At 73.3% G+C, this 12,004-nt stretch carries 6 protein-coding genes; 3 read left to right on the forward strand and 3 right to left on the reverse strand.

Annotated features, from left to right (window positions below):
• Positions 1-423: 423 nt before the first annotated feature.
• A complete protein-coding gene (locus ACFZCP_RS45535) occupies positions 424-615 on the reverse strand; it encodes a hypothetical protein (RefSeq protein WP_391443071.1) in 192 nt (63 codons plus the stop codon).
• Between the two features lie 412 nt (positions 616-1,027).
• On the opposite strand from ACFZCP_RS45535, the gene ACFZCP_RS45540 reads away from it, so the two are divergent.
• From ACFZCP_RS45540 to ACFZCP_RS45550, 3 genes are all read left to right on the forward strand, one after another.
• Positions 1,028-1,708, forward strand: a complete 681-nt coding sequence (locus tag ACFZCP_RS45540; protein WP_391443082.1) for a 4'-phosphopantetheinyl transferase superfamily protein — start codon at positions 1,028-1,030, stop codon at positions 1,706-1,708.
• A 386-nt stretch (positions 1,709-2,094) separates the two neighbouring features.
• Positions 2,095-3,417, forward strand: coding sequence for a histidine kinase (locus ACFZCP_RS45545; RefSeq protein WP_391443074.1), 1,323 nt, complete (start codon positions 2,095-2,097; stop codon positions 3,415-3,417).
• On the forward strand, positions 3,402-4,064 hold the full coding sequence (locus tag ACFZCP_RS45550) for a response regulator transcription factor (RefSeq protein ID WP_362701372.1): 663 nt from the start codon (positions 3,402-3,404) through the stop codon (positions 4,062-4,064). Before ACFZCP_RS45545 ends, ACFZCP_RS45550 begins: the two co-directional genes overlap by 16 nt.
• 251 nt (positions 4,065-4,315) lie before the next feature.
• Here the strand turns inward: ACFZCP_RS45550 and ACFZCP_RS45555 are convergent, their stop codons facing one another.
• A complete protein-coding gene (locus ACFZCP_RS45555; protein ID WP_391443078.1) occupies positions 4,316-7,750 on the reverse strand; it encodes an amino acid adenylation domain-containing protein in 3,435 nt (1,144 codons plus the stop codon).
• Positions 7,751-7,810: 60 nt separating this feature from the next.
• On the reverse strand, positions 7,811-12,004 hold a 4,194-nt coding region (locus tag ACFZCP_RS45560), incomplete at its 5' end, for an SDR family NAD(P)-dependent oxidoreductase (RefSeq protein ID WP_391443080.1).

Consider the following 12,004-nt stretch of genomic DNA (forward strand, 5'->3'; position numbering starts at 1 on the left):
CACGCCGCCTGGTGGCCCGGCCACGCCGACCAAGCCACCGAAACCACCCCCGGCACCACCGAATCCATCCCCCACCAGACCGCCGGCGACGACGACGACCGGAACAAGGTCGAGCACGACCCCTCGGGGGCGGGCAGGTAGAGCCGCTCTCACGCGGGGGGCCTCCCCGCACAGGCACGAAGGACACAGGACAGGCAAGACAACAAAGGGCAGGGCCACCACCTCCCAGAGGTGGTGGCCCTGCCCTTTGTCCTGCCCCGTGGTCCCGCGGTCCCGTCCGGTGGTTCTGTCCCGCGGTCCCGTTCCGTGGCCGTGTCCCGTGGTCCGGTCGCTCCCGTGGTTCTGCCCCCGGGCCCGGTCCAGTGGTCCTGTCCGGTGCCTGTCCAGCGGTCCTGTCCGGTGCCGGTCCTGCACACGGCCGCTCTACTTGATCTGGATGTCCGCCGCTCCGTCCTGCGTCCCCACCAGATGGATCCGGTGGCTTCCCAGCCTGAGGTCCAGCTTCTTGCTCAGCTTCAGGTTCACGCCGTGCGAACCGAGCGTGACGGAGTCGTCGCTGACCTCTTCTATGTCCAGCTTGAGGTTCTCGACCTTGACCGACGTCCCGGAGCGCACGTGAACCGTGCAGGCACTTCCCTCACAGCGCGAATCGACCTGATCGGGCAGCCCACAGCCGCTCACCGCGAGCAGCGGGGACACCAGAGCGAGAACGCAGGCAACGGCACGTGCGGAGCGACGCATTGAATGATTCCGATCTCCGAGCGGCGCCCGGCCATGAGGACGATCCTGGATCCTGGCGAAGAGATGAGAATGCCGACCCTGGGAACGTAGGGGCGGCAGGCCCACACCCGGTATCCGCCTACGCCCCTGCGCCGGTGGGTCTAGCCCCACCCGGAACGGCGCGGACCGGCTGCCACGAGGGCGTACGCTGCGAAGAGGTGTCCGTGGGAGATCCCCGCGCGTGGCGCACACGCCCGGCAACGCCGGGGCTGCTGCGCCGCGTCCTGCCGAGGGAGGTCCGTACCCGGTGATCGAGGTGCTGCTGCCGGACTCGGTGGTGGCCGTGGAGGCACACGGTGACGACGAGGCCGACCGGATCCCCCTGTATCCCGAGGAACAGGCGGTCGTGGCGCAGGCGGTGGACAAGCGCCGCCGGGAGTTCGCCGTGGTGCGCGGCTGCGCACGCCGTGCCATGGAGAAGCTCGGGGTGTCACCGGTGCCCGTGCTGCCCGGCAAGCACGGCGCTCCGCGCTGGCCCGAGGGCCTGATCGGCAGCATGACCCACTGCGACGGCTACCACGCCGCCGCCCTGGCCCGCGCCACCGACCTGGCCTGCCTCGGCATCGACGCCGAGCCTCATGCTCCGCTGCCGGAAGGCGTCCTGCGCCCCGTCGCGCTGCCCGCCGAGCGGGAGCGCCTGGCGCGGCTGGCCGAACGGCAGCCGGGCGTCCACTGGGACCGGCTGCTGTTCAGCGCGAAGGAGTCCGTCTACAAGGCGTGGTTTCCCCTGACCGGGAAGTGGCTGGGTTTCGACGAGGCGGACATCGAGGTGTACCCGGCTCCGGGACCGGCACCGCTCGGCCGTTTCCGCGCCGAACTGCTCGTCCCCGGGCCGCTGGTGGGCGGTCGGCGGCTCGGGAGCTTCGAGGGACGGTGGACCGTCCGCGAGGGCGTGGTCGCCACCGCGGTGACCGTCCCGCACCCCTGACCGCCCCGCACCCCGACCGGTCCCGCACCCCTGACCGGTGCTGCACCTCTGACTGCCCCGCACCCCTGACCGCCTCGCACCTCTGACAGCCCCGCATCCCCGGCCAGGTCCCGCCCCGCGGCCGGCCCCGCGATCGTCCGGGCACGGGACGGGTTGTCCGAAAACGATCAGGCTGCCGGACCGGAGCACGACCGTCCCGCGCCGGCGGCCGGGGCACAACAGCGGGCGTGGCAGCCGGGGCGGCCGGAAACGGGTGGGGCTAGCCCCACCGGCCAGGGGGCGTAGCGGGATACCCGGCGCAGGTCGGGCACCGTACGTTCTCCTGTAGCCGCTGGGATCGCAGTCCTGGCTGGCACAATGGTCGCCGTGGCGAAAGGAATGGGCGAATGAGGCTGCCCGCGGGAGGCGGTCCCCTGCGCTGGTGTGCCGAGACCGCGTCGGGGCTGTACCGGTCCCTGGTGCTGGTCGGACTCACCGGTGTCGTCGCAGTCGTGGCCGTGGTCGTCGGACTGGGCGGCTCCCAGGTCGCCTATTCATGGTCCGACGGGCTGAACGCACCCGGATTCGTCCGGGCGCTGGCGACGCTCGGGGAGACCCTCGTGGTGGTTCTGTGGATCGCCGTCGCCGTCTGGATCGTGCACCCGCTGACCAGCAGGGCGCTCGCCAAGGCCGCGCGCCGCTGCGCGGAGCGCTGGCTCGGTCTGCGGATCGAGGTGAGCTACCGCCCCGTTCCGCCGGTCACCCGCATGGCGACGGGCTACTGGTGGGACGGCCACGAGTACCACAAGTCCGAGCGGGAAGCCCGCCGCCGGGCCAAGGTGCACGCCCGTTTCCGTGATCCGCAGCTGCACTGGGACGGGCTGTGGGCCGTGGCGGCCGGCGTGACCGTGCTTCCGGTGGCGGCTCTGCCGCTGCTCGCCCTGGCCGGCGGGGTGTATCTGACCGTGGCCGGTCCGGTCGGCTACGGCATCGCCCTGATCGCCGCAGGACTGGCCGGCGCCCCGTTCGCATGGCGGATGTTCGGGCCCGTGGCCAAGCGGTTCCTCGGGCCGGTCCCGCGCTCGCGGCTCGGCAAGCGGGTCGAGCAACTGGAGGCCATCCGGGCGGACCTGACGCAGACACAGGCGGCCGAGCTGGAGCGGATCGAGCGGGGGCTGCACGACGGAGCCCAGGCCCGCCTGGTCGCCATGGGGATGTCGATGGGAGCCGCCGAGATCCTCGTCGACACCGACCCCGCCGCTGCGAAGGCGCTCCTCGCCGACCTCCGCGCCACATCGGCCACCGCGCTCGACGAACTGCGCTCACTGGTCCGCGGCATCAACCCGCCCGTGCTCGCCGAACGCGGCCTGGTGGACGCCGTCCGGGCCCTGGCACTCGACGCCACGGTCGAGGTCACCGTGCACAGCACGGTACCCGCCCGGCCCGAACGTCCCGTCGAGTCGGCGGTCTACTTCGCCGTCGCAGAACTCCTCGCGAACGTCGCCAAACACGCCCAGGCCTCTGAGGTCACGGTCGAACTCGGCTACGCGCAGGGCACGCTCACCGCGAGCGTGACCGACAACGGCATCGGCGGCGCCGCTGCCTCACCCGGCTCCGGGCTGAACGGACTCGAGCGCCGGATGAAGGCGTTCGGCGGCAGCCTGGAAATCGACAGCCCGACCGGGGGCCCCACCCACATCACCGCGGCGGTACCATGCGCATTGTCGTAGCCGAAGATCTTTTCCTGCTCCGCGACGGGATGGTCCGTCTCGTCGAGGCACACGGCCATACCGTGGTCGCGGCCGTCGACAGCGGACCCGCCACGCTCGACGCGCTGATCGGCGAACGGCCGGACGTCGCCATCGTGGACGTCCGCCTGCCACCGACCTTCTCCGACGAAGGACTCCAGGCCGCGCTCGCCGCCCGCCGGAAGGTGCCCGGGCTGCCCGTACTCATCCTCTCGCAGCACGTGGAACAGCTGTATGCGCGCGAGTTGCTCGCCGACGGGCACGGCGGCATCGGCTACCAGCTCAAGGACCGAGTCCTGGACGCCGGCCAGTTCATGGACGCGGTCCAGCGCGTCGCCGACGGCGGTACGGCGCTGGACCCGACGGTCGTCGCCAAGCTGCTGGGCCGGCCGATGCGCGCCGATCCGCTCGCCACGCTCACCGAGCGGGAACGCTCGGTGCTCGCCCTGATGGCCGAGGGCCTGTCCAACGCGGCCATCGCGGGCCGGCTGTTCCTCAGCGAAGGCGCCATCAGCAAGTACACGACCACGATCTTCGCCAAGCTCGGCCTCGCCACCGACGACGACACCAACCGCCGGGTCCGGGCCGTCCTCACCTATCTCGGCGCCGACGGGAAGACCGACCAGTAGGCCCTGAGCAAGGCCGGTCGCCCGGATCCCGAGGGTCGCCTGGACCCCGACGGTCACGTGGACCCCGAGGGTCGCCCGGATCCCGACGGTCACCTGGATCCCGACAGTCGCCCGGATCCCGACGGTCGCCCGGATGCTGAAGGGCACCGGGATGCTGAAGGGCGCAGGGCTCGGCCGGCGGACAGCGGTCCGGCCCCTGCCGTGCCCGGCGCCCTTTGCGCGTACGCCGCGCCTTCGCGCGGGCCCGGGCCTCAGCCGGTCGGCGCCGCCTCCTCCCGCTGCGCCGTGTCCCGGATGCGGGCGGCCAGCTCCCGCGGGGTCCGTCGCTCGAACACCTCGGTGAGGCTCAGCGAGACACCGCTCATGTTCTGGAGTTCCTGCATCGCCACGGCGGCGAGCATCGAGTCCCCGCCGTGCGCGAAGAAGTCCGTGTCGGCATCGACGTCCTCGCGCCGCAGGACGCTCCGCCACAGCGCGATCAGCCGGGCAGTCAGCTCGTCCAGGTCCGGATGGTCCGTCCGCAGCCGTGGCGCGGCCGGGCGTACCTGCCGGTCGGCGACCATCCGCCCCAGGGCGAGGTAGTCGACCTTCCCGCTCGCGTTGACCGGCATCGCGTCGACGGTGACGAGGTCGCCGGGCAGCATCGACCGGGAGAGCCGGGCCCGGGCGTGCGCCCAGACGCTTCCGGTGTCGAGCGAGCCGGCGGCCGGCTCCAGACAGCCGATGAGCACGGCGTCCGAGCTCGGGTCCCCCACCATGATCACCGCGGCGGCGCCGACCTCGGGATGCGCCAGCAGCGTCGACTCGATCTCACCCAACTCGATGCGGTGACCGCGGAGTTTGACCTGCCGGTCGATCCGGCCGAACAGGTCGATCAGGCCGTCCTCGCGCCAGCGGGCCACGTCGCCCGTGGCGTAGAAGCGGCCGTACTCGGGGTGCTCGCCGAAGCGCTGGGCGTTGAGCTCCGGACGGCCGTGGTAGCCGATCGCCACGCCGGCACCCGAGATGCGCAGTTCCCCGCTGACGCCGACGGGCAGATCACGACCGTGCCGGTCGACGACATGGACCTGGGTGTTGCGGATCGGACGGCCGACGTCGAGGCGGGCCTCGGGCTCGTCCGTGACGACGCGTGACGTCGACCAGATGGCCGTCTCGGTCGGACCGTAGGCGTGGTGCAGGCGGCAGCCGGCGGCCACCAACTGCCGGGCCAGTGGTACGGGCACGGTCTCGCCGCCCACGATGACGCTCCGGCCGCGCAGGCAGTCCGCCATCCGGTCGATCACCAGCCGCCAGGTCGTCGGCGTCGCCTGCAGGAAGCGCACGTCGTACCGCTCCACCAGCTCCCGCAGGACCCGGCCGTCGCTCCTGGCCCGGTCGGGAGCGGCCGCCAGACGGCAGCCGGAGACGAGTGACACGAGCAGTTCGACGCCGGACATGTCGAACGCGAACGTCGTCGTCCACAGCATCGTGTCGGCGGGCGTCGCCCCCAACTGCTCGGTGAAGTGGGTGGCCACGTTGGCCAGGGCCGCGTGCGTGATCAGCGTGCCCTTCGGCCGTCCCGTCGATCCGGAGGTGTAGATCAGGTACGCGCAGGAAGCCGGGTCGGCCGCCACGGACGGGACGTCGACCGACACGGACGGGAGGTCGACGGTTCCCGGCGGCACGTCGGCCGCCACGGACGGGAGGTCGACGGCCCCCGGCGACACGTCTGCCCTCACGGGCCGGACGTCGTTCGCCCTGCGGTCCGCGGCCTCCTCGACCGACGGGGTGGTCAGTACGACGAGCCCGTCGTCGGCGAAGTGCGTCATGGCCGCGGTCGCCACGAGCACCTTCGCGCCCGAGTCGGAGAGCTGGAACCTGATCCGCTCCTCGGGATGGGCGGCGTCGAGGGGCAGGTAGGCGGCGCCCGTCAGCCAGACGCCGAGGACCGCGGCGACCAGTTCAGGTCCGCGCGGAAGAGCGATCGCCACGATGTCACCCGCCCGGACGCCGGTGTCCCGCAGGAGAGCGGACACGGTGTGCGCGGCGTCCCACAGGCGCCCGTAGCCGACGGACCGGTCGTCCTCGACGACGGCGACGGAATCGGGGGCCCGCCGGACGTGGTCCCGTACGGCATCGAGGACGGAGGGGAACCCGACCGGCCCGGCGGTGTCGTTCGCCGCCCGGACGATCTCGTGGTCGCGCTCGCTCCACCAGCGCACCTTCCCGACCGCGCGGTCGGGGTCGTCGGCGAACGAGGCGAGCACCGCCTCGTAGCGAGCCAGCAGCAGTTCGACGTAGGACCGCTCGAACAGTTCGGTCCGGTGGACGGCCCGTACCGTCACGGCGTCGTCCGCCGATGTGACGCTGAGATGCAGGTCGAACTTGGCACAGCCGCTCCCCGCCGGGAACGGCGTGGCCGCGAGGCCGCCGAGGGTGAACGCGGCCGGCCCGCGCCCCGCCTGATGCTCGAACAGGTGCCGGAACGGCAGCGACCGACGACCGCCGTACCCCGCCGCGGGCATGAGGTCGGCGTGCGCGTCCACGGCCACGTCGGCGTGCACCGCGGCCGTCAGCAGCCGCCCGCTGCTGCGGCGCACCAGGTCGCGGACGCTCTCCTCCCGGTCCACCCGCAGCCGCAGCGGCACGTAGGTGGAGTGGTATCCGATCGTGCGGGCGGCGCGCTCGGGCCGTACGTCCACCGGGGAGCCGATGATCAGGTCGGGACCGGCACCGTGTGCTTCGAGCAGCACGTAGTAGGCGGCCAGCAGGACCGCGGATTCCGGGACTTCCAGCTCTTCGCCCAGCTTGCGGAGCGCTGCCGCCGTCTGCGGCGGGAGGTTGCGGCTGGTCTCCGCGGCCGCCAGCGTCGGCCGGTCCGGCTCGGGCTCGCCGCAGGCCAGCTGCAGGGCCTCGGTGTTCGCGCCCGCCAGCTCACGGCGCCAGAAGGCGAGGCTCTCCGGACCGGGCTGCGGCGCGGTCCACACGGGCACCGGCGCGAGGCCCTCCCCCGGCCGACCGTCGGCGTGCTCGTACGCGGTCGCCAGCTCCCGCAGGAGGACCGGGGCGGACACCCCGTCGAAGACCAGGTGGTGCGCCGTGACGCAGAAGACGTCCCTGTCCGGGGAGCGGAAGAGCGCCGCGCGCAGCATCGGGCCGCCGTCCAGGGCGAACGCCGCGGCCGTCACCGGCGCGAGGTCGTCCTCGGTGGGCTCGCCCGCCGACTCCGTCCGGACGAGGGCGAGCCGGAACTCGTCCGGGCCGGCCACCCGCTTGACCAGCCGGGCGCCGTCGCTGCGGTAGACGGTGCGCAGCGCTTCGTGGCGCCGCAGTACGGCGGTCAGCGCCGCATCGAGCCGCGACGCGTCCAGATGCCCGTCGACCGCGAACGCCACGGACAGGTTGTTGACGGGAGTGCCCGGCGTCAGTGACTCCAGGAGCCACAGCGCTTCTTCCTTGGGGGAGGCCGCCGTGCCCTGGAGCGAGGGTGCCCCTCCCTCGGAGGAGCCTCCCGCGCCCTGCGACGCGAGTGCCTCGTCCTTGCGGGAGACCCCCGTGTCCGGGGACGACAGTGCCTCGTCCTTACGAGAGGCCTCCGTGTCCGGGGACGACAGTGCCTCGTCCTTACGAGAGACCCCCGTGTCCGGGGACATGGGTCCCGCCTCGTCGCCCCGCCCCGCAGGCGTGTTCCCTTCCGCGGACGTCATTGCGTCACTCCTTCGCAGGTCCCTCGAGTCCGCCGGATTTCCCAGGAGTGCAAGATCACCCTAGATCCCCAGCTCTTTGTCGATGAGGTCGAACATCTCGTCGTCCGTGGCTTGGCTGATGTCCTCGTCTGCGGGCCCCCCGCCGTCCCCGTCCCCGTCCCCGCCGCGGAAGTCGTCCATGAGGGTTTCGAGGCGGTTCATGATCTTCGACTTGTTGCCGCCCCGCTGGGCGATCCCGGACAGCAGGGACTTGAGCCTGTCCAGCTCGTTCAGCACCGGCTCGTAGTCGATCTCCTGGTCGGCGATCCGGTCCCGGAGATATCCGGCGAGTTCCACCGGCGTCGGGTAGTCGAAGACCACCCCGGCGGGCAGCCGCAGCCCCACCGCGCTGCTGATCCGGTTGCGGAACTCCACCGCGGTCAGCGAGTCGAAGCCCAGCTGGCGGAAGTACCGTGCGGATTCGATGGATTCGGGGCCGGGCCGGCCGAGGACGAGGGCCGCCTGGGTCAGGACCAGGTTCAGGATCGCCCCTGCGAGCTGCTCGGGCGGCAGCGCGGCCAGCCGGCTCGCCAGCTTCCTGCCGGCGTCCGGGCCGGGGTTTCCGGCGGTGCGCCGGCCCGGGCGGACGAGGCCGGTCGCCAGGGCGGGAACGGCAGGTCCGAGCCGGCGCAGCGCGGCCAGGTCCAGCCGTGCCGTCACCAGCAGCGGCTCCGGCCGTACGGCGGCCGCGTCCAGGAGAGCGAGACCGTCGGCGTCGGACAGCGGCCGCAACCCCTGTCGGCCCATCCGCTGCCGCTCGGCATCCGTCAGCGCACCGGCCATGCCCTGCTCCCAGGGTCCCCAGGCGAGGGAGACCGCGGGCAGGCCCTGCCGGCGCCGGTGCACGGCCAGAGCGTCCAGGAAGGTGTTGCCGGCCGCGTAGTTGGCCTGGCCCGGGTTGCCCCAGACTCCGGCGATCGAGGAGAACAGTACGAAGGTGTCCAGGTCGAGGTGGCGGGTCAGCTCGTGCAGATGCCAGGCCGCGTGGGCCTTCGGCCGCATCACCTGCCGGACCCGGTCCGGGGTGAGCGAGGCGATCACCCCGTCGTCGAGGACGCCCGCCGTGTGGACGACCCCGGTCAGCGGCGCCGCCGCCGGCACCCCGGCGATCACCCCGGCCAGTTGCTTCCGGTCCGCCGCGTCACAGGCCACCACCTGCACGCTCGTCCCGGCCCCGGCCAGTTCGGCGGCCAGCGCGGGCATCCCGGACGCGCCCGCACCGCGGCGGGAGGCCAGCAGCAGACTCCGGGCCCGCCCTGTCGCCGCCAGATGCCGGGCGACCAGCCCGCCCAGCGCACCGGACGCACCGGTGACGAGCACCGTGCCCGCCCGGCCCGCCCGGCCCGCCCCGAAGACGGCCGGAACGGTCAGGACGACCTTGCCGACGTGCCTGGCCCGGGTCAGGAACCGGAACGCCTCCCCCGCCCGCCGCACGTCCCAGCACGCCACCGGCAGAGGCCGCAGCACACCCTCCGCGAACAGCCCGCTCAGCGACGACAGCATCCCGTCGACGGCGTCCGGGTCCTGCTGCAGCAGATCGAAGGTCCGATAGACGACCTCGTGATCGCGCAGCACCTGCTCCGGGTCACGGACATCGGTCCTGCCCAGTTCGACGAACCGGCCACCGGGACGGGTCAGCCGCAGCGACGCGTCGACCAACTCCCCCGCCAGGGAGTCCAGTACGACGTCCATGCCGCGCCCACCGGTCCGGGCCCGGAACGCCTCCTCGAACTCCTTTGTCCGCGACGATGCCACGTGGCGCTCGTCCAGACCCAGATCCCGCAGCGCGGCCCACTTCGACGGCGACGCGGTCGCGAAGACCTCCGCGCCCAGGTGCCGGGCCACCTGCACGGCGGCCATCCCCACACCACCGGCGGCGGCGTGGATCAGCACGCGCTCGCCGCGGCGCAGCCCCGCCAACTCCACCAGCGCGTGGTAGGCGGTCAGAAACGCCACCGGCGCGCCGCCCGCCTCCGCGACCGACCAGCCCGATGGCACCCGCCTCACGGTGCGCGCATCGGCCACCACCACAGGCGCGAACGCGCCCTGGAACAGCCCCATCACCATGTCCCCGGCAGCAGGTTCCACCACGCCCGGCCCGGTCTCCAGCACGACGCCGGCACCCTCCAGGCCCAGCGGACCGGGCTCACCGGGATACATGTCCAGCACGTTCAGCACGTCCCGGAAGTTCACCCCGGCCGCACGCACCGCGACCCGCACCTCGCCGGCCGCCAGCGCCCGCCGCCCGTCCTCGTGCTCCTCCAGCACCAGGTTCTCGACCGTGCCGCGCTCGGAGATGCTCAGCCGCCACGCCTGCCCCCCGGGCAGCGCGAGGCCGTCCCCGGCCCCACGCGCCAGACGCGGCACCCGCACCTGTGCCTCCCGCACCGCGAACTCGGGCTCCCCGAGAGCCGTACCGGCCATGACGAGAGGTCCGGAGCCCGCGAGCGTCTCCACATCCGCCAGCACGATCCGCTCCGGATGCTCCCCCGCCGCCGCGCGCACCAGTCCCGTGACGCCTGCGCCGTCCAGCCGCACATCCGCCCCGGGGCCCGCATCCACACCGCGCTCCGTCACGACCACCAGCCGCGACCCGTCCAGCACCCCCGCACCCAGCCATTCCCGTACGACACCCAGCAGGTGCAGCACGTGCAGCGCGGCGCCGTCCGCCGCATCCGCGACACCAAGGGGACCTTCGCCGGCCGCACACGTGGCACTGCGGAAGCCTTGGCCGGCCGCGCCCACGACGCCCCCCACTCCCCCGTCGGCCACACCCGCAACATCAGCGGAACTCCCGACGCCCGCACCCGCGACGCCGGCGGATCCTTCGTCGGCCGCGCCTGAGGCGTGCATGCGCCCGGAGACACAGCAGGTCACCACGACGTCGGGCACCGCGGCACCGGCCTCCACCGCCGCGACCAGCTCCGCCACGTCCGCGTACGCCGCCGCACCGGGCACGCCCAGCCCGCCGTCCTCGCCGAGCACCGCCCATCGCCGGCCCGGGTCCCCGGCCCCCGCCGCCGCGGCGGCCGGCACCGCGGCGGCCGGAGCCCACTCCACCCGGAAGAGTCCCTCACGGGCCGGCCCGCCGGCCTGGTCCAGCATCCCGGCGGACGCCGGCTCCCACGCCACCGATCCCACCGACGCGATCAGCTGACCGGCCGCGTCGGCCAGGGTCACCGACACAGCCTCGCCCGAAGCCGAAGGCGCCACCCGCACCCGTGCCGCCAGCGCACCCGACGCATGCACCGTCACATCGCTCCACCCCAAGGGCAGCAGCGGCCCCCGACCGGCCACCCGCTCCAGCCCCGTCACATGCAGGGCGGCGTCCAGCAGCGCCGGATGAACCCCGAACCCGGCCACCTCTGTGCCCTCGGCCAGCGCCACCTCCGCGAACAGCTCGTCGCCGCGCCGCCACGCCGCCCGCACCGCCTGGAACAGGGGCCCGTACCCGAGTCCGGTAGCCGCCAGCCCCGCATACAGCTCATCCACGTCGGCGGCCACAGCACCCGTCGGCGGCCACTGCACGCTCCACTGTGCGGCATCAGCGGCGTCGGAGCCGGTCGCGGCCGTATCCGCGATGGTCGCTCCATCCGCCCTGTGCGCGGCGTTCGCGGTGGACGCGGTGGACGCGGTGAACGCCGGCTCTGCGGCGCGCAGGGGGTGCGCGGTATCGACAGCCTGCGGGATGCGCGCCGTATCGCCCGTCTGCGGGTTGTACGCGGTATCGGCGGCATGCAGGGTGTGCGCCGACGTCAAGGTGCCCGATGCATGTCGCACCCACGTCCCCTCAGGCACCCGCGCGAACACGGCGACGTCGCGTCGCCCGTCACGTCCGGCCTCACCAACGGTCACCTGGACCCGCACACCACCCCGCTCGGGCAGCACCAGCGGCATCTCGACGACCAGTTCCTCGACGCGCTCGCAGCCGACCTCGTCACCGGCGCGCACCGCCATGTCCATCAGCGCCGCCGAGGGCAGCACGACCCGCCCCGCCACGAGCGACTGGGCCAGCCAGGGCTGCGCGGACACGGAGAGCTGTCCGGTCATTACCACCCCGCCGGTCGCAGGCAGTTCGACGGCGGCTCCGAGCAGCGGATGGGCGGCCGGACCGAGGCCCAGGTCCTCGGCGCGGCTTCCTGTGGTCGGGTTCAGCCAGTACCGCTGCCGCTGGAAGGCGTAGGTCGGCAGGTCGGCCCGTCGGGCCCCCGTCCC

Source organism: Streptomyces sp. NPDC007971 (assembly GCF_042958635.1).
GTDB lineage: Bacteria > Actinomycetota > Actinomycetes > Streptomycetales > Streptomycetaceae > Streptomyces.

Excerpts from the sequence above, each read along its gene's own strand:
- ACFZCP_RS45545 (WP_391443074.1), top strand. The coding sequence starts at position 2,095 with ATGAGGCTGCCCGCGGGAGGCGGTCCCCTGCGCTGGTGTGCCGAGACC.
- ACFZCP_RS45550 (WP_362701372.1), top strand. The coding sequence starts at position 3,402 with ATGCGCATTGTCGTAGCCGAAGATCTTTTCCTGCTCCGCGACGGGATG.
- ACFZCP_RS45555 (WP_391443078.1), bottom strand. The coding sequence starts at position 7,750 with ATGACGTCCGCGGAAGGGAACACGCCTGCGGGGCGGGGCGACGAGGCG.